This window comes from Mycolicibacterium sichuanense (genome assembly GCF_033741125.1).
Taxonomy (GTDB): Bacteria; Actinomycetota; Actinomycetes; order Mycobacteriales; family Mycobacteriaceae; genus Mycobacterium.
Genome location: NZ_JAWQPU010000002.1, coordinates 446,774 through 464,209 on the forward strand (window position 1 = coordinate 446,774; position 17,436 = coordinate 464,209).

Genomic DNA, 17,436 nt, shown 5'->3' on the forward strand with positions numbered 1-17,436 from the left:
GCCGCCACCGCTGATGCCTGACTGTCGGTGGACGCTGGCAGCGTGTCCGCATGACGTCCATCATCACCGGCAGCACGGCGCTGGACCTCGGCCGTCATCGCGAGCGTGCGGATGCCGTGGCCCGACTGGACGCGCTGGCCCACGCGACGGGTGTCTCGGCCGTCGACCTCGAGCCGTTGTTCGAGCGCGATCGCGGGGTGCGCGGCATCCTGCGTGCGAGAGAGGCGATCGCCCTGATGGACGCCGGCGGCACGTCACCGAAGGAGACCTGGTTGCGACTGCTCGTCCTGGATGCTGCCCTACCAAAGCCGAAGGCGCAGTTCATGGTTCACAACGGTGACCCCCATCCGCTGGCGTACCTCGACCTGGGGTGGGGCGACTACCAGGTGGCGGCGGAGTACGACGGCGATCAGCATCCAACGAATCGCAGGCAGTACCTCAAGGACATCGGCCGCCTGCAGATGCTCGAGCGACTGGGGTGGGCCGTCGTGCGCGTCGTCGCCGAGGACCATCCGCTCGACGTGGTGAACCGCATTCGTCAGGCACTCATCAGCCGGCGGGAGGGGTGGTGGGGCGGCTGCGTAGAGCGGATCTCGGGGGTGGGGCCCTAGACCCGGCGCGGGGCGGCCAGGCGTTCGCGCCGCAACTGGTCCACTTCGTCGAGTTCCAGTGGTGCCAGCTCGCCGACTACGCGCGACAGCAGGTGGTCGGCCAGCTGGGGGTTGCGGGCCAGACACGGGCCGTGCAGATAGGTGGCGATGATGCTGCCCTGCACCGCGCCGTCGAAGCCATCGCCGTCGCGGTTGCCGGCACCGCTGAGCACCGTCGCCAATGGTCGTGCGGCTGTGCCCAAGACCGTTCCGCCGCGGTGGTTCTCGAAGCCCGTGAGACGTTGGTCGAGGCCGGGCAGCAGGGGCTGGGAGACCACCTCGCCGATGGTTCGCGACGGCTGCGGCGACGTCGTCACGTCGAGGATGCCGACGCCGTCGACCCGCTCGCCCGACGACGTCTCATACCAGTGCCCGAGCACCTGGATGGCCGCGCAGATCGCCAGCACCGGGGCACCGCGCTCGACGGCGCGCTGTAGCCCGGGGTGTTGGATCAGGTGCTTGGTGGCCAGCCGCTGGGCGTAGTCCTCGGCGCCGCCGAGGGTGTACAGATCCAGCGACTCGGGCACCGCGTCGGCCAGGGTGATCTCGACGATCTCGGCGTCGAATCCCCGCAGTCGCAACCGCTGGCGTAGCACCACCGCATTGCCGCCGTCACCGTAGGTGCCCATCACGTCCGGGAGCACCAGACCGATGCGAACCGTCGACTCACGCATGCGGCAACCGCCGATTCAGCTGCAGGAAGGCGGTGTAGTTGGCGATCACCTCGACGTGCCCGGGTGGGCACGACGCGATGGCCGCCAGGGTGTCGTGCACCAGGGTGTGGTCGACGCCCGCGTAGCCGAGCCGCACGGCCAGGTCGGTGCCACGCTCACCGGCCGCCACCACCGCCGTGTCGTCGAAGTGCTCGAAGCGCACGTCCCACAGCCACGACAGGTCCTCCCCGTCGGGCACCTGCCCGTTGACGGCGATCACGACGCCTGCGCCGTGCTTGTCGACCATCGACAGCGCCTCCTGCCAGCCGGCGGGGTTCTTCGCCAGCAGGACGCGGACGGTGTGCTGGCCAAGGCGCACGGTCCGATACCGGCCGGCCACCTCGTCGACCCCCGACACCGCGGCGACGGCGGCGACCGGATCGGCGCCGAGCGCGACGGCTGCCGCGATCGCCTGGGTGGCATTGCCGCGGTTGACCGCGCCGGGAAGCGCCAGCGTCATCGGCAGCGCGAGGCCGTCGGGGCCGTAGACGTAGTCGTCGTCGTACCACCACTGCGGCGTGGGCCGCTTGAAGTCGGTGCCCGTCGAATACCAGTGCCCCTCGTCGCGCACGATGACCTCGCCACTGCGCGGGCAGCTGACCGAATCGTTGGCCCACGTGCCGCCGGCGGCAACCCACACCACGTTCGGGCTGTCGTAGGCGGCGGACGTCATGAGGACGTCGTCGCAGTTGGCCACGACGATGGCGCGGGAGTGGCGCGCCAGCCCGCCGCGCAGCGTCCGTTCGATGTGGTTGATCTCACCGACGCGGTCGAGCTGGTCGCGCGAGAGGTTGAGCAGCACCACGACGGCCGGATCGACGGCGTCGGCGACGTGCGGGACGTGCATCTCGTCGACCTCGAGAGCTGCCAGCGGCGCGGTGCGCGCCGCGGCGAGTGCCGCGATCAGGCCCGCGTCCATGTTGGCGCCCTCGGCGTTGGTCGCGACGGGTCCGATGGTGGCCAGCGCCGCGGCGGTCATCCTGGTGGTCGTCGACTTGCCGTTGGTACCGGTGACGACGACGGTGCGCCGCCCCGCCCCGAGCTGACCCAGGATCGACTTGTCGAGCGTCATCGACACCAACCCGCCGATCATCGCCCCGGCGCCACGTCCGCTGACACGCGAGGCCCAGCGCGCCGCCGACCCGGCGCCGAGCGCGACTCGTCCACGAACGGTGACCATCCCCGGCAGTCTAGGAGGACGAAAGTGGGTCGGCGACACGCGGCGTCCTCGCCCGGCGTTGGCCGAGAATGTCCGAGCTCCGTGCCATTCTCGAAACGTGAGCCAAACGTTCGGCCGACCGGCCTCCGAGCCCGGTTCGGGCTGGGCCGTGGTCGACGTCGAGACGACGGGCTTCCACCCGCGGCAGGCTCGGGTGGTCAGCGTCGCGGCACTCGCGGTTGGTGACGACGGCAACGTCGAGGGCAGCTTCTCCAGCCTGCTCGACCCGGGTGTCGATCCGGGACCGACCCACGTGCACGGGCTCACCACCGAGATGCTGGCCGGCCAACCCACGTTCGCCGACGTCGTCGACGATCTCAGCGCCGTGCTCGCCGGCCGCACGCTGGTCGCGCACAACGTCGGCTTCGACTACGCGTTCCTGGCCAACGAGGCCGAGCTAGCGGGCGCCGCGCTGCCCACCGACACCGTGATGTGCACCGTCGAGCTGGCCCGCCGGTTGAACCTGGGCATCGAGAACCTGCGCCTGGAGACGTTGGCCGCCCACTGGGGCGTCACGCAGATGCGCCCGCACGACGCCCTCGACGACGCACTGGTGCTCGCGCAGATCCTCAAGCCGGCCCTGGCCGGGGCGCACGACCGCAAGGCGTGGCTACCGGTTCGCCCCGTGCGCCGCCGCCGCTGGCCCAATGGCCGGATCACGCACGACGAACTGGTGCCGCTGAAGGCCATGGCCGCCCGGTTGCCGTGCGACTTCCAGAACCCCGGCCGGTTCGTCGCGGGCCGGCCGCTGGTGCAGGGCATGCGGGTGGCGTTGTCCGCCGAGGTCTCGCGCACCTACGAGGAGCTCATCGAGCGCATGCTGCACGCGGGGCTGGCCTACGCCGACACCGTCGACCAGCAGACGTCGCTGGTGCTCTGCAACCACCCCGAGCCGGATCAGGGTCGGGGATATCAGGCCGCGGAGATGGGCGTTCCGCTGGTGCGTGACGAGGACTTCATGGTGCTGCTCGACGGCGTCGTCGGCGGTACCGGTGTCGAGCAGTTCGCCGACGCCACCCTCAGCGGCGACCAGTTCGCGCTGTTCTGACCGCGGTACGGCAGAGCCTCGTCCGCTCACCAGGCGGGCGTCAGCAGGCGGGACTACGTTCGGAGCACCATGTCATCAGCTCACATCGTCGACGGGCGTCTCGAGGTCCCCACCATCGACATCAGTCCCTTCCGCGACGCCGATTCGCCCGTCGCGCAACGTGACCGGATCGCCGCCGAGGTCGATCGCGCGGCCCGCACCGTCGGGTTCATGCAGATCGTCGGACACGGCATCCCCGAGGAGACCCTGACGGACTTCGTCGGCGCCACGTCGGCCTTCTTCGCTCTCGACGCGTCGGCGAAGTCGGTCTACCGGTGCCCGCCCGAGGTCAATCGGGGATACACCCCGCCCAAGTCCGAGGCACTCGCCAACAGCCTGGGTCTGACCAGCGCTGCCGACCTGTTCGAGGCATTCAACGTCGGCAGCCAGGCCAGCGACTACCCCGGCCTGGACCTGCCGGCGCGGGACTATCCGGAGAACGTCTGGCCGACGGAACCCGCCGACTTCCGTGCTGCGGTGGACGCCTGGTTCGACGTCGCAGGCGGGGTCGCCCGCACCATGGTGCGAATCTTCGGTCGCGCGTTGGGCATTGGCGAAGACGGGCTGAGCGGCTACACCGACCACTCCCTCGACGTCCTGCGCACGATCAACTACCGCCTGCCATCGGCGGACGTCATCCTCGAGCCCGATCAGGTCGGGATGGGCGCGCACACCGACTACGGAATCGTCACCGTGCTGTGGGCCGACGCCGTGCCGGGGTTGGAGATCCTCGGCGCGGACGGCGCCTGGTATCCGGTGCAACCGGCGCCGGGTGCGCTATTGGTCAACCTCGGCGACGCGCTGGCGCGGTGGACCAACGACCAGTGGATCTCCACCATGCATCGCGTCGCGGCCCCGCGCGTCGACGGCGTGCTGGTGCCACGACGGTCGGCGGCCTACTTCCACGACGGCAACGTCGACGCCGTCATCGCACCGTTGCCGACCTGCGTCAGCGCCGAGCGGCCCGCGCTGTACGAGCCCGTCACGGTCGGCGAGCACCTGCACGCCAAGCTGGCCGGTTCGCGCAACCGGGTGCTCAACGCCGCCGCCGACCGTGAGGCCGCCCGACTGGCCGGTCCGACCGGCTAGGCCAGAGCCTTGGACTTCAGCGACTCGTACTCGCCCTGGGTGATCGTGCCCGAGTCGAGCAATTCCTTGGCGTGCGCGATCTCCTCGGCGGGGGAGCGCCCGGCAGCTTGCCGGATGTAGTCGTCGGTCTGCTTCTTCGCCTGCTGTGCGGCCTCGCGCGCCCGCACCGCCATCCCCTGCCCGCGGGCGATGAGGTAGACCAGCGCCGTCAGGTATGGGAACAGGATCAGGAAGACGACCCAGATCGCCTTCGCGAAGCCCGAGGTCTGGTGATCACGCCAGAACAGGTCGGTGAGGATGTTGAACAGGATCATCAGGTACGCGATGAACGCGAAGATGACGATCGTCGACCACAGGAAATGCCAGAACGTGTCCCACATGGGCCGCTACCCCTCGACTGTCGAAGACGCCACTTCTTGACGTCGCCGTCAGTTTAGCCCCGGGCGGCGCGGTTCACCGCGGAAACCACCGCGCGCAGCGAGGCAGTGGTGATGGACGTCGCGATGCCGACCCCCCACACCGTCTTCCCGCCGACCGATGCCTCGACGTAGGCGGCCGCTTGCGCCTCCTCGCCCGAGGACATCGCGTGCTCGGAGTAGTCCAGCACCGAGACGTCGAAACCGACCGCGCCGATGGCGTCGACGAACGCGGCCAGGGGCCCGTTGCCGGCCCCGACGATCTCGCGCTCGACGCCATCGACCAACACCGTCGCGGTGATGGTGTCGGTTCCGCCGTCGGTCTCGGCGGCTTCCACCCGCTGGCGGATGCGCTCCAGTGGCCGGATCGGGGCCAGGTACTCCTCGGCGAAGACGTCCCACATCTCCTTGGGGGACACCTCGCCACCCTCGCCGTCGGTGATCTTCTGGATCGCCTGGCTGAATTCGATCTGCAGGCGCCGCGGCAGGGCCAGGCCGTGGTCGGCCTTCATGATGTAGGCCACCCCGCCCTTGCCGGACTGGGAGTTCACCCGGATGACGGCCTCGTAGGTGCGGCCGACGTCCTTCGGGTCGATCGGCAGATACGGCACCTGCCACAGGATGTCGTCGACGTCCGAGCCGGCGTCGTCGGCGCTGACCTTCATCGCGTCCAGGCCCTTGTTGATGGCGTCCTGGTGGCTGCCCGAGAATGCGGTGTAGACCAAATCGCCGCCATAGGGGTGCCTTTCGTGCACGGGCAGCTGGTTGCAGTACTCGACGGTGCGGCGGATCTCGTCGATGTTGGAGAAGTCGATCTGCGGGTCGACGCCACGGCTGAACAGGTTCAGGCCCAGCGTCACCAGGCATACGTTGCCGGTGCGCTCACCGTTTCCGAACAAGCAGCCCTCGATGCGGTCGGCGCCGGCCTGGTAGCCCAATTCGGCTGCGGCAACGGCGGTTCCGCGATCGTTGTGCGGGTGCAGGCTCAGGATGATCGAGTCGCGACGCGCCAGGTTGCGGCTCATCCACTCGATCGAGTCGGCGTACACGTTGGGGGTGGCCATCTCGACGGTGGCGGGCAGGTTGATGATCAGCGGCCACTCGGGGGTCGGCTGGATCACCTCGGCGACGGCGTCGCACACCTCCTTGGCGTACTCCAGCTCGGTGCCCGTGTAGGACTCGGGGGAGTACTCGAAACGCCATTGCGTTTGCCCGTGTTTGGCGGCCTCGGCCACGCACATCCTGGCACCGTCGGTGGCGATGGCCTTGACGGCCTCGCGGTCGGCGCGGAACACCACGCGGCGCTGCAGGATCGACGTCGAGTTGTAGAAGTGCACGATCGCCCGCGGCGCACCGGCGCAGGCCTCGAACGTCCGCTCGATCAGCTCGGGCCGGCACTGCGTCAGCACCTGGATCGTGACGTCGTCGGGAATGGCGCCCTGCTCGATGATCTCGCGGACGAAGTCGAAGTCGGTCTGGCTGGCCGACGGAAAGCCGACCTCGATCTCCTTGTAGCCCATGCGAACCAGCAGGTCGAACATCCGCCGCTTGCGCTCGGGGCTCATCGGGTCGATCAGGGCCTGGTTGCCGTCGCGCAGGTCGACCGCGCACCACATCGGCGCGGTTTCGACCACCTCGTCCGGCCAGGTGCGGTCGGCCAGGGTGACGGGCTCGACCTCTTCGGCGAACGGGCGGTAGCGGTTGACGGGCATCGACGTGCCGCGCTGGGTGTTCCACGACGGCTGGCCGGGGTTGGGCCGGCCCGAGGGGGTGTTGATGGTGCGCGCCGAGGTGTAGGCGTCGATGGAGTGCGGGTTGGGATTGGTCACGGTTCTGGCTCCGGATCTGGCTGGGAGGAATTCAGACCGGCGCATCGCGAACACCCGCGACGGAGAGCCAGTCTGAGTCAGACTCCGTCGCGGCGTCCGAGGAGGAGCACGCGCTGCACGGCGATCACTGTACTCCGCGGCACCCGGCGGCCAAAACCACGCCTGGTCAGACCTGCGAATCCGGGAACGCGACGACGGAGAGGAAGCGGATCGGCAGGGCCACCAGGTCGACCGGACCGTGGGCGCCTTCGCCGTCTAGCTGCAGCGAGTCGCCGGGATGCAGACGGTAGACCGAGCGGCTGTGGCTGTAGTCCATGACGCCCTCGAGCATGTAGATGAACTCGGTGCCGGGGTGCTGGAACAGCGGGTAGGTCTTGCTCTTCTCGGTGAGCGTCACCTCGAGGCACTCCAGCCGCTTGTGCTCACCGCGCAGCGAGCCGAGCAGCTGGTATTCGTGGCCCTCCCTGGTGCCGTTGCGGACGATGCGGGCCCCGGTGCCGGCCTTGACGAAGGCCGCGGGCCGTTCTACGTCGGCACCGCGGAACAGCGTGGTGACGGGCACGTCGAAGCCCTTGGCCAGCAGCGCGAGGGTGGACAGGCTGCAGGAGGTCTGCGCGTTCTCGATCTTGCTCATCATCGCCTTGGAGATGCCGACCCGCGCCGCCATCTCCGCGACCGTCAGCCCCTGCTGCAGGCGGAGCTGACGCACGTTGCGCCCGATGGCCGCCTCGAATTCGAGCTCGTCGACGGGCTCGGCCGGGTCGCGGTCGCGCGCGGTCCCGGACTCGTTGCGCAACAGAGGAACGTCGGTCACGGATACAGTCTCCCTCCTCGAGCGCGGCGCTACCGCATCTCGCCGGCCCCCACGTAGGGATACGGGGACTTGAGCAGGTCGCCCTCGGCGAATCGGGACAGCCGGAAGTTGGTCTCGGGGATGCGCGGATCGGCGCTGCGGCCGTCGACCACCAGATCGGCGACCAGCGTGCCGACCGCGGGCGCGATCTTGAAACCGTGCCCGCTGAACCCGGCGGCGACCACCAGCCCCTCGATGCCGGTGCGCGAGATCACCGGGTTCCAGTCCGGGGTGACGTCGTAGCATCCCGCGTAGCTGCCGGTGATCCTGGCGTCGGTGAAGGACGGGAAGCGGGTGCCGACCCGCTCCACCGTCACGTCGACGAAGCCCTCGGTGGCGCGGTTGAGGTAGTGATCGGGATCGGCGTCCTCACCGTGGGCCAGATCGCTGTTGCCGAACAGCAGCTCCCCGCCGGGCTCGGGCCGGATGTACTGCAGCGAAACCAGATCGGAGAACACCGGCACGTCGCCGAGCTCGACCCCGGGTGCGATCATCACCAGCTGTTCGCGCAGCACGCGGATCGGTACGTCGATTCCGTGGCGCGACAACAGCTCCCGCGTCCACACCCCGGTGGCGACCACGACCGTCGGCGCGGCGACCTCGGTACCGTCGGCGAGTCGGACGCCGGTGACCCGGTCGCCAGCGAGCAGCAGGTCGGTCATCGTGGTGCCCTGCCGGATGCGCACCCCGGCGGCCCGTGCGGACACCGCGAACGCCTGCGCCGTCTGGTAGGCGTCGCCGAACCCGCCGCGGGCCTCGAAGGCGAACGCGGCGAACGGTTCCAGGTCGGCGTGCGGCCACATGCGGGCGACGTCGGCGGCGTCGATCTCCTCGGTCTGCACGCCGACGGATCGCTGGGCTGCCAGGCTCTTGCGCAGCGCGGCCACGTTCGGCTCGCCCACCCCGACGACGTAGCCGGTCTGCCTGAAGCCGATGTCGGTGACGCCCTCGCCGAAGTGCTGCTCGGGTTTCTCGAACACCTCGAGCGAGGTGGTGGCCATGGCGGCCAGCGAGCTGACGCCGTAGTGGCACCGGACGATGCCCGAGGACTTGCCCGTCATGCCGGACCCGACGGTGCCCCGTTCGACGACGAGCACGTCGGTGATGCCGCGCCGGGCCAATGCCCATGCCGCGGCGGCGCCCTCGATGCCCCCGCCGACGATGACGACGTCGGCCGTCTCGCTCATCGTCGGGGCTCCGCTGTGCCCGTCGTGAATCCTCTGCGGGATCTGGGCCAAATCTCCGCACAGGATTCACGCGCGGTGCGCAGCGCGCTCATCGCGGCGTTCCCGGGATCCAGTCGGTGCCCGCCAGCGGCACCCGCGCCATCGCGGCGGCCTCGATGCTGATCGCGACCAGGTCCTCCGGCTCGAGGTGCCGGACGTGGGCCTTGCCGCACGCCCTGGCGATGGTCTGCGCCTCCATGGTCAGCACCCGCAGGTAGTTGGCCAGCCGCCGACCACCCTCGAGCGGGTCGAAGCGGGCGGCGAGTTCGGGGTCCTGGGTGCTGATGCCCGCTGGGTCGGTGCCGTCCTGGAAGTCGTCGAAGAACCCGGCTGCGCTGCCCAGCTTCTCGTACTCGGCATCGTAGCGAGGGTGGTTGTCGCCCAGCGCGATCAGCGCCGCGGTGCCGATCGCGACGGCATCGGCTCCGAGTGCCATCGCCTTGGCGACGTCGGCCCCATTGCGGATGCCGCCGGAGACGATGAGCTGGACCTCCCGGTCGCCGCTGCGGTGCACGCCGAGTTCGGCCAGTGCCTGCACCGCCTGGGGAATCGCCGCGAGGGTCGGGATGCCGACGTGTTCGATGAACACCTCCTGGGTGGCGGCGGTACCACCCTGCATGCCATCCACCACGACGACGTCGGCGCCGGCGTGCACGGCCAGCTTGACGTCGTAGTAGGTGCGGGAGGCGCCGACCTTGACGTAGATCGGCTTCTCCCAGTCGGTGATCTCGCGCAGTTCGTTGATCTTGATGGTGAGATCGTCGGGGCCGGTCCAGTCGGGATGGCGACACGCCGAGCGCTGGTCGATGCCCTCGGGCAGCGTGCGCATCCCAGCGACGCGCTCGGAGATCTTCTGCCCCAGCAGCATTCCACCACCGCCGGGCTTGGCGCCCTGGCCGAGCACGACCTCGATGGCGTCCGCCCGGCGCAGGTCGTCGGGGTTCATCCCGTACCGCGATGGCAGGTACTGGTACACCAGGTACTTGCTCTGGCCGCGTTCCTCGGGCGTCATGCCGCCGTCGCCGGTGGTGGTCGACGTACCGACCTCGCTGGCACCCCTGCCGAGGGCCTCCTTCGCCGGCCCGGAAAGCGCACCGAACGACATGCCCGCGATGGTCACCGGAATGTCGAGGTGCAGGGGATGCTTGGCGTTGCGGCCGCCGAGTACCACGTCGGTGTCGCAGCGCTCGCGGTAGCCCTCCAGCGGGTACCGCGACATCGACGCGCCGAGGAACAGCAGGTCGTCGAAGTGGGGAAGCCGGCGTTTGGCGCCCCAGCCGCGGATGTCGTAGATGCCGGTCTCGGCGGCGCGCTGAATGGCCGCAATGGCAGTGCGGTCGAACGTGGCGGACTCGCGAAGGCCCAATCGTGCTCGGGCGTCGGCGGTTTCGTATGACATCAGATGTTCCTCAGTAGGACGACGCGTTGTCGACGTGGAAGTGATAGAGGGTTCGGGCCGAGCCGTAGCGGGTGTAGGCGGCGGTGTCGTCGTCGCCGTAGCCCGCGGCCTTGAGCAGCTGGCCCAGCTCCTCGTGGTGTTCGGGCCGCATCTCCTTGGCGACGCAGTCGGCCCCGAGGGACTTGACCTGGCCGCGCAGGTAGATGCGCGCCTCGTAGATGGAGTCACCAAGGGCATCACCGGCGTCGCCGCGGACGACGAGTCGGCCGGCCTGCGCCATGAAGGCACTCATGTGGCCGATGTCGCCACCCACCACGATGTCCACGCCCTTCATCGAGATACCGCACCGCGCAGCAGCATTCCCATCGACGACCAGCAGACCCCCGTGGGCGGTGGCGCCCGCGGACTGCGAGGCGTTGCCCTTGACCCAGACGGTGCCGCTCATCATGTTCTCGGCGACTCCGGTGCCGGCGTTGCCCTCGATGGTGATCTCGGCTCGCTGGTTCATCCCCGCCGCGTAGTACCCGACGTGGCCACGCACGGTGACCTTCACGTCGGCGTTCAGGCCGACGGCGACGTTGTGTGCGCCCGCTGGGTTGGCGATGACGTACTCACCATCGAGACCGGACTGGTGCAGGGCGGCGTTGACGTCACGCAGCGAGGTGTGTTGCAGATCGAAGGTCGTCACCTCGTCCATGCGTAGACCACCTCGGGTTCGGGTTCCCAGATCGTCGCGTTGGCGACGCCGGGCAGGCCCGACAGCGCGCGGTACTCGCTGCCCATGGCCACCCAGTCGGCGGTCTCGGCGATCACCGCGGGCTTGCAGGCGATGGCATCGCGCACCACGGCGAACGAGTCGCGGTTGGACACCAGCAGGGTGTAGAAGCCGTCGAACGTGGCGCAGAGTTCCTTCAGTGCGGTCTCCACGTCGCGGCCCTCGGCAAGCCGGCTCGCCACGAATCGCGCACCGACCTCGGTGTCGTTCTCGCTGTCGAAGTGCACACCGGCGGCCTGTAATTCGCGACGGATGGTGGCGTGGTTGGCGAAGGAGCCGTTGTGCACCAGGCACTGCTCGGGGCCGACGGCGTACGGATGGGCACCCGACGGGGTGACCGCCGACTCGGTGGCCATCCTGGTGTGCCCGACGCCCTGCCAGCCCTGGGCCTTGGCCAGCCCCCAGGAGTCGGTCAGCGTCGCGGGGTCGCCAACGCCCTTGAGTACCGCGAGGTCGGCGCCGAAACCGGCGACCAGCACCGTGGGGTAGGCCGTCCTGGCCGCGGCGAGCAGCGACTCCGAGTCGGTGTCGGCAGTCAGCAGGTGGGTGTCACCGACCATGGTGACCACGACGGCGGAACCGAGTTCGGCACCGACGGCGGCCTCGATGGTGGCGGGATCGGCGCCGACGTCGAGCAGCGACACGCACCCGCGGCCCGGCGGCGTCCACACCGGATCGCCGTAGACGGCGACGCCGGCGGAGTCGCTGCCCCGGTTGGACATCTCGCACAGCATGTCGGTGAGCAGCTCACCGAGCCGTGGATACAGCTCGGGGTTGCGCAGGTGCAACCCCACTATTCCGCACATCTTCTGTCTCCCTTGAGGTCTCGCGTGGTCAAAATGCGGTGAGGTACTGCTGCACCTCCCACGGACTGACGGTGCCGTGGTAGGCGAAGAACTCCTCGCGCTTGAGGTCGGCGAAGTAGGTGGCGACCCCGTCGCCGACGGCGTCGAGGACACCGGTGATGACGTCGTCGACCACCAGGTCGTCCACGGCGTGCAACAACGTCGCGGGCAGCGGCCGCGCACCGTCGGAGGCGGCGCCGACGGGGCCCGGGTCGAGCTTGCGGGCGATCCCGTCGAGACCCGCGCCGAGCGCCGCGGCGATCGCGAGGTAGGGGTTGGCCGACCCGTCGCCGCCCCGCAGTTCGACCCGTTGGCCGTCCGGCACGCGGATGTAGTGCGTGCGGTCGTTGCCGCCATAGGTCGGGTGCCTGGGTGCCCAGGAGGCCCCGGACGCGGTCGTGAGCGCGCCAGTTCGCTTGTAGGAGTTGACCGTCGGCCCGACCACGGCCTGCAGCGCGCACGCGTGATCGAGGATGCCCGCCACGAACGAGTACGCGGTCGGAGACAGGCCAAGGCCGTGCCCGTCCGAGGCCGGATCGCCGGGGAAGATTGCCGCGCCATTGCTGGTGAGCGAAAGATGAAGGTGCAGACCACTTCCCGTTCGATCACCGAAGGGCTTGGGCATGAACGTGGCGATCATGCCGCGCTCGGCGGCGATCATCGACAGCAGGTAGCGCAGGGTGATCACGCGGTCGGCGGTGGTCAGCGCCTCGGCGTACTGGAAGTTCTGCTCGAACTGCCCGTTGCCGTCTTCGTGATCGTTGGCATAGTTCGACCACCCGAGCTGGTTCATCGCCGTCGAGATGGTGGTCAGGTGGTCGTACATCCGGGTCACGCCGCGAGCGTCGTAACAGGGCTGGGCGGCGTCGTCGGCGACGTCCGCGGTGACCAGCGTGCCGTCCTGGTCACGTTTGAGCAGGAAGTACTCCACCTCGGCGCCCACCATCGGCTCGAAGCCGGCGTCGGCGGCGCGCGCGATGAGCGACTTGAGGATGTTGCGCGGCGCGAACGGCCAGGGCTTGCCCTCGACGTGCGGGTCGCAGTGCACCAGCGCCAAACCCTCCTTGACGAAGGGGATGGGGGTGAACGAGTTGGGGTCGGGGATCGCCATCAGGTCGGGATCCTTGGGCTCCTGGCCCATGGCGCCGACGGCGTATCCGGCGAACCCGACTCCCTCTGTCTGCAGGGCATCGACGGCCTCGACCGGCACCAACTTCGCGCACGGCTTGCCGCGCAGGTCCACGAACAGCGCCAGGATGAACGTCGTGCCCGCCGCCCTGGCGAGGTCAGCGAGGCTGAGTGGGTCGGGGGTGGTCATGTATCCGTCCTTGTCTCTTACTGGGAATCAAAGTATCACGATGGGAAACTGCGCGCAGCGCGAGAAGCCCCGGTCGGCGCGGGGCGAACCGCGCCGACCGGGGCCGGTTTCAGTGCCGACGTTTCCTCGCGCGAGCGCTCGTCAGTGCTGAACCTTTCCTCGCGCGAGCGCTCGTCAGTGCTGAACTCTTCCTCGCGCGAGCGCTCGTCATGCGGTTTGGAGCTCGTAGGCCGCGTCGCGGTGCAGCTTGGCGTCGATGCCGGTCTCCTCGTCCTCGGGAGCGACCCGGATCCCCATCGTCTTCTTGATCGCGAAGGCGATGACGTAGGCGACGACGAACGAATAGACCATCACCGCGCCGGCAGCGACGGCCTGGCGCCACAGCTGGTCGAAACCGCCGCCGTAGAACAGCCCGTCGACCTTGTTGGGCATGCTCGAGCTGGCCAGGAATCCGATCATCAGCGTGCCGATGACGCCGCCGACCAGGTGCACGCCCACGACGTCGAGGGTGTCGTCGTAGCCGAACCGCTCCTTGAGACCGACCGCGAACGGGCAGATCGCCCCGGCGATGAGGCCGAGGATGATCGCGCCGACGGGAGTGACCGAGCCGCACGCCGGGGTGATGGCGACCAGGCCGGTGATGGCGCCCGCCGCGGCGCCGACGCCGGTGACGTGACCGTCCTTGAGCTTCTCCACCGCGAGCCAGGCCAGCGTCGCCGCGCAGGTCGCGACGAAGGTGGTGACCATGACGATGGCCGCCGAGTTGCCGGCCGAGAGTGCGGAACCGCCGTTGAACGCATACCAACCGGCCCACAGCAGACCGGCTCCCAGCAGGGTCAACGGGACGTTGTGCGGCTTGCGCAGCGTGCCCCACGAAGCGGACTTGCCCAGCACGATCGCCACGGCCAGCGCGGCGGCGCCGGCATTGATGTGCACCGCGGTGCCACCGGCGAAGTCGATGGCCTTGAGGCTATTGGCGATCCAGCCACCGACCGAGTCCTTGGTCGCCACGCCGTCGAAGGCGAACACCCAGTGTGCGACGGGGAAGTACACCAGCACGGCCCACACCGCCGCGAAGACCATCCAGGCGCTGAACTTCATCCGGTCGGCTGCCGCGCCAGAGACCAGCGCCACCGTGATGGCGGCGAACAGGGCCTGGAACAGCGCGAACAAACTCACCTGCAGACCGGAGATGGTGGTTTGCGACTCGAGCAGGTCCTTCATGCCCGCGAACTCGGTGAAGCTGCCGACGAAGCCGCCGTAGCTGGTGCCGAAGACCATCGAGAAACCGAACAGCACCCACAGCACGCCGACGACGGCCACGGCGCCGAACGTCATCATCATCATGTTCGTCGAGCTCTTGACCGAGACCATGCCGCCGTAGAACAGCGCGAGGCCGGGAATCATCAGCGTGAGGCCGATGATGCAGCACAGCATGAAGGCCGTGGTTCCTGTGTCCATTGCATCTCCTGAGTGGTGCGGCCCTGCGGGCCGATCACTGGCAGTAACCAATGTTTCTGTTACGTAGACAGGATTCTGGTGTTGCGCGCGGGTAAACCTCGGCGGTGAACGGTGCTGCCCGGCGCTCGTGCCAGCATCGTGGGGTGAAACGCGTGCGCCCGGTGACGACGGTGGTGGTGCTGGTCGCCCTCGTCGTGGGCGGTGGAATTTGGTGGCTCTTCTTCCGGGGGCCGTCGTCGGCGGACTGCGCTCCGGTACGAGAACTGTTGTCCTTCAACAAGGCTCAGATCGAAGCGATGAACGCCAAGACGCACGAGCCGGCCCCCGGGTCCTACGAGGCGGCGACCGAGCCCAGCGAACTGGACTACCGGGCCTGGGTCGACGGTCTAGCGGACCGGGCGGCGAAGGTCTCGGCGAAGGATCTCGTCGGACCGGCGCGCGATGCGGCACAGACCGCGGACCGGTTGGTCAGGGCCCGGCTCGACTACGACGCCCAGAGCAAGCACACCGCCCCGGGCGCCGGCGCGCCGCCGGCGGCGATGGTCGTCACGGCTTTCAACGAGCAGTTCCAGGTTCAGATCGCCCAGCTGGCGAAGGCGTGCCCGGCGTGAACGCGGTGCCCCAGCTGCCCGCGAACACCACCTGGTCCAGCGGCAGCCGCTCCCGGGGCTGGGAATCCCGTTCGACGATCGCCTCGTCGGCCGTCGCGTAGTCGCCGAGGGTCCCGACCGCCAGGACCGCGATCGGTCGTACCTCGTCGGGAATGCCGAACGTGGTGCGTGCCGCGTCGGCGTCGAAACCCGCCATCGGGTGCACGACGAGGCCCCGCGCCACCGCCTCGATGCTGGCGTTGGCGATCGCGGCCCCCGCGTCTACCCCGGAGTACAGCGCCGTCGTCTCGTCGGGCCCCTGGTCTGCGCACACGAGGATCAGCGCACCCGCGGCCGTGGCGTACCAGTTGCCCCGCTTCAGCGTCCCTGCCAGGGCGTCGAACGTCTCGTCTCCACGCGTTCCGACCACGAACCGCACGGGCTGCCGACGCCCCCAGGTCGCCGCCCAGCGGGCCGCTTCCAAGACGGCCGACAGCTGCTCGGCGGTGACCGTCGCCGCCGGGTCGAAGGCCCTTGGGCTCCACCGGGCGGCGATCGGCTCGTGGATCGGTACGGAGGTATCGGCCAGCCGGTTGCTCACGCGTGTCACGCTACCGGCGGGCAGAGGGGAAAACCGGGTGCGCACACCCCTTATCCTTGGTGGGATCTCCACGCCGAAACGGAAGGGCGAATAGTGGCGCTCGTCGTACAGAAGTACGGCGGATCCTCGGTGTCGAACGCCGACCGGATCCGTCGCGTCGCCGAGCGCATCGTCGAAACCAAGAAGGCGGGTCACGACGTCGTCGTGGTCGTCTCCGCCATGGGCGACACCACCGACGACCTGCTCGACCTCGCACGTCAGGTCAGCCCGGCGCCGCCGCCCCGCGAGATGGACATGCTGCTGACCTCCGGTGAGCGGATCTCCAACGCGCTGGTCGCGATGGCCATTCACTCCCTGGGCGCCGAGGCGCGGTCGTTCACCGGGTCGCAGGCCGGCGTCATCACCACCGGCACGCACGGCAACGCCAAGATCATCGACGTCACGCCGGGCCGCTTGCGCGCCGCGCTGGATCAGGGACTGATCGTGCTGGTCGCCGGCTTCCAGGGCGTCAGCCAGGACAGCAAGGACGTCACGACGCTGGGCCGCGGCGGATCGGACACCACCGCCGTCGCACTGGCCGCCGCGCTGAACGCCGACGTGTGCGAGATCTACACCGACGTGGACGGCATCTTCACCGCCGACCCGCGCATCGTGCCCAACGCCAGGCACCTGGACACCGTCAGCTTCGAGGAGATGCTCGAGATGGCGGCCTGCGGAGCGAAGGTGCTGATGCTGCGCTGCGTGGAATACGCCCGCCGCTACGACGTTCCGATTCACGTCCGGTCGTCGTACTCCGACAAGCCAGGCACGCTCGTCAAAGGATCGATGGAGGACATCGGAATGGAAGACGCCATCCTCACCGGGGTCGCGCACGACCGCAGCGAGGCGAAGGTCACCGTCGTCGGGCTGCCCGACGTGCCCGGCTACGCCGCGAAGGTGTTCCGCGCGGTGGCCGACGCCGACGTCAACATCGACATGGTGCTGCAGAACATCAGCAAGGTCGAGGACGGCAAGACCGACATCACCTTCACGTGTGCGCGGGACAACGGGCCCGGGGCGGTGGAGAAGCTGACGTCGCTGCAGAATGAGATCGGGTTCACCCAGGTGCTCTACGACGACCACATCGGCAAGGTGTCGCTGGTCGGCGCGGGAATGCGCAGCCACCCGGGCGTCACCGCGACGTTCTGCGAGGCGCTTGCCGCCGTCGGCGTCAACATCGAGCTGATCTCGACCTCCGAGATCCGAATCTCGGTGCTGGTCAAGGACACCGAGCTGGACAAGGCGGTGTCGGCACTGCACGAGGCCTTCCACCTCGGCGGCGAGGAAGAAGCGATCGTGTACGCGGGAACGGGCATCTAGACATGT

17 protein-coding genes are annotated in these 17,436 nt (G+C 69.1%); 5 read left to right on the plus strand and 12 right to left on the minus strand.

Annotated features, from left to right (window positions below; genetic code table 11):
* Positions 1-50 precede the first annotated feature (50 nt).
* On the plus strand, positions 51-611 hold the full coding sequence (locus SBI80_RS09040; RefSeq protein WP_318974120.1) for a putative endonuclease domain-containing protein: 561 nt from the start codon (positions 51-53) through the stop codon (positions 609-611).
* Here SBI80_RS09040 and SBI80_RS09045 read toward each other — a convergent pair.
* Positions 608-1,324 carry a type 1 glutamine amidotransferase gene (locus SBI80_RS09045; protein WP_318974121.1) on the minus strand — a complete coding sequence of 239 codons (717 nt, stop codon included), beginning with the start codon at positions 1,322-1,324 and terminating at the stop codon, positions 608-610. The two genes, SBI80_RS09040 and SBI80_RS09045, sit on opposite strands and share 4 nt — an antisense overlap.
* Positions 1,317-2,543 (minus strand): Mur ligase family protein, encoded by a 1,227-nt coding sequence (locus SBI80_RS09050; protein ID WP_318974122.1) that lies wholly within the window; start codon positions 2,541-2,543, stop codon positions 1,317-1,319. Before SBI80_RS09050 ends, SBI80_RS09045 begins: the two co-directional genes overlap by 8 nt.
* Positions 2,544-2,640: 97 nt before the next feature.
* Here SBI80_RS09050 and SBI80_RS09055 point away from each other — a divergent pair, with 97 nt between their 5' ends.
* Both SBI80_RS09055 and SBI80_RS09060 read left to right on the plus strand, forming a co-directional pair.
* On the plus strand, positions 2,641-3,630 hold the full coding sequence (locus tag SBI80_RS09055; RefSeq protein ID WP_318974123.1) for a DEDDh family exonuclease: 990 nt from the start codon (positions 2,641-2,643) through the stop codon (positions 3,628-3,630).
* A gap of 69 nt (positions 3,631-3,699) precedes the next feature.
* On the plus strand, positions 3,700-4,758 hold the full coding sequence (locus tag SBI80_RS09060; protein WP_318974124.1) for an isopenicillin N synthase family dioxygenase: 1,059 nt from the start codon (positions 3,700-3,702) through the stop codon (positions 4,756-4,758).
* Here the strand turns inward: SBI80_RS09060 and SBI80_RS09065 are convergent.
* From SBI80_RS09065 to SBI80_RS09105, 9 genes are all read right to left on the minus strand, one after another.
* A complete protein-coding gene (locus SBI80_RS09065) occupies positions 4,755-5,138 on the minus strand; it encodes an SHOCT domain-containing protein (protein WP_318974125.1) in 384 nt (127 codons plus the stop codon). The two genes, SBI80_RS09060 and SBI80_RS09065, sit on opposite strands and share 4 nt — an antisense overlap.
* Positions 5,139-5,191: 53 nt before the next feature.
* The gene (gene leuA, locus SBI80_RS09070; protein ID WP_318974126.1) at positions 5,192-7,048 is read right to left on the minus strand and encodes a 2-isopropylmalate synthase; all 1,857 of its coding nucleotides are present in this window, start codon (positions 7,046-7,048) and stop codon (positions 5,192-5,194) included.
* A 121-nt stretch (positions 7,049-7,169) separates the two neighbouring features.
* The gene (locus tag SBI80_RS09075; protein WP_318974127.1) at positions 7,170-7,817 is read right to left on the minus strand and encodes a type II toxin-antitoxin system RelB family anti-toxin; all 648 of its coding nucleotides are present in this window, start codon (positions 7,815-7,817) and stop codon (positions 7,170-7,172) included.
* Between the two features lie 29 nt (positions 7,818-7,846).
* Positions 7,847-9,043, minus strand: a complete 1,197-nt coding sequence (locus SBI80_RS09080; RefSeq protein ID WP_318974128.1) for an NAD(P)/FAD-dependent oxidoreductase — start codon at positions 9,041-9,043, stop codon at positions 7,847-7,849.
* Positions 9,044-9,131: 88 nt separating this feature from the next.
* A complete protein-coding gene (locus tag SBI80_RS09085) occupies positions 9,132-10,481 on the minus strand; it encodes an FMN-binding glutamate synthase family protein (protein ID WP_318974129.1) in 1,350 nt (449 codons plus the stop codon).
* Between the two features lie 10 nt (positions 10,482-10,491).
* Complete coding sequence (locus SBI80_RS09090; RefSeq protein ID WP_318974130.1) at positions 10,492-11,178, minus strand: GltB/FmdC/FwdC-like GXGXG domain-containing protein; 687 nt, start codon at positions 11,176-11,178, stop codon at positions 10,492-10,494.
* Positions 11,166-12,062 carry a class II glutamine amidotransferase domain-containing protein gene (locus SBI80_RS09095; RefSeq protein WP_318974131.1) on the minus strand — a complete coding sequence of 299 codons (897 nt, stop codon included), beginning with the start codon at positions 12,060-12,062 and terminating at the stop codon, positions 11,166-11,168. The genes SBI80_RS09090 and SBI80_RS09095 overlap by 13 nt, the downstream gene beginning before the upstream one ends.
* Before the next feature lie 28 nt (positions 12,063-12,090).
* Positions 12,091-13,419, minus strand: a complete 1,329-nt coding sequence (glnT, locus tag SBI80_RS09100; RefSeq protein WP_318974132.1) for a type III glutamate--ammonia ligase — start codon at positions 13,417-13,419, stop codon at positions 12,091-12,093.
* Between the two features lie 207 nt (positions 13,420-13,626).
* A complete protein-coding gene (locus SBI80_RS09105; protein ID WP_318974133.1) occupies positions 13,627-14,880 on the minus strand; it encodes an ammonium transporter in 1,254 nt (417 codons plus the stop codon).
* Positions 14,881-15,023: 143 nt separating this feature from the next.
* Here SBI80_RS09105 and SBI80_RS09110 point away from each other — a divergent pair, with 143 nt between their 5' ends.
* On the plus strand, positions 15,024-15,491 hold the full coding sequence (locus SBI80_RS09110) for a hypothetical protein (RefSeq protein WP_318974134.1): 468 nt from the start codon (positions 15,024-15,026) through the stop codon (positions 15,489-15,491).
* Here SBI80_RS09110 and SBI80_RS09115 read toward each other — a convergent pair.
* A complete protein-coding gene (locus SBI80_RS09115) occupies positions 15,436-16,071 on the minus strand; it encodes a nitroreductase family protein (RefSeq protein ID WP_413232677.1) in 636 nt (211 codons plus the stop codon). The two genes, SBI80_RS09110 and SBI80_RS09115, sit on opposite strands and share 56 nt — an antisense overlap.
* Before the next feature lie 93 nt (positions 16,072-16,164).
* Between SBI80_RS09115 and SBI80_RS09120 the strand changes: the two genes are divergently transcribed.
* Positions 16,165-17,430, plus strand: a complete 1,266-nt coding sequence (locus SBI80_RS09120; protein ID WP_318974136.1) for an aspartate kinase — start codon at positions 16,165-16,167, stop codon at positions 17,428-17,430.
* Positions 17,431-17,436 lie beyond the last annotated feature (6 nt).

Coding starts and splice junctions, on each gene's coding strand:
- SBI80_RS09040 (WP_318974120.1), top strand. CDS start 51: ATGACGTCCATCATCACCGGCAGCACGGCGCTGGACCTCGGCCGTCAT.
- SBI80_RS09045 (WP_318974121.1), bottom strand. CDS start 1,324: ATGCGTGAGTCGACGGTTCGCATCGGTCTGGTGCTCCCGGACGTGATG.
- SBI80_RS09050 (WP_318974122.1), bottom strand. CDS start 2,543: ATGGTCACCGTTCGTGGACGAGTCGCGCTCGGCGCCGGGTCGGCGGCG.
- SBI80_RS09060 (WP_318974124.1), top strand. CDS start 3,700: ATGTCATCAGCTCACATCGTCGACGGGCGTCTCGAGGTCCCCACCATC.
- SBI80_RS09065 (WP_318974125.1), bottom strand. CDS start 5,138: ATGTGGGACACGTTCTGGCATTTCCTGTGGTCGACGATCGTCATCTTC.
- leuA (WP_318974126.1), bottom strand. CDS start 7,048: ATGCGCCGGTCTGAATTCCTCCCAGCCAGATCCGGAGCCAGAACCGTG.
- SBI80_RS09080 (WP_318974128.1), bottom strand. CDS start 9,043: ATGAGCGAGACGGCCGACGTCGTCATCGTCGGCGGGGGCATCGAGGGC.
- SBI80_RS09085 (WP_318974129.1), bottom strand. CDS start 10,481: ATGTCATACGAAACCGCCGACGCCCGAGCACGATTGGGCCTTCGCGAG.
- SBI80_RS09090 (WP_318974130.1), bottom strand. CDS start 11,178: ATGGACGAGGTGACGACCTTCGATCTGCAACACACCTCGCTGCGTGAC.
- SBI80_RS09095 (WP_318974131.1), bottom strand. CDS start 12,062: ATGTGCGGAATAGTGGGGTTGCACCTGCGCAACCCCGAGCTGTATCCA.
- glnT (WP_318974132.1), bottom strand. CDS start 13,419: ATGACCACCCCCGACCCACTCAGCCTCGCTGACCTCGCCAGGGCGGCG.
- SBI80_RS09105 (WP_318974133.1), bottom strand. CDS start 14,880: ATGGACACAGGAACCACGGCCTTCATGCTGTGCTGCATCATCGGCCTC.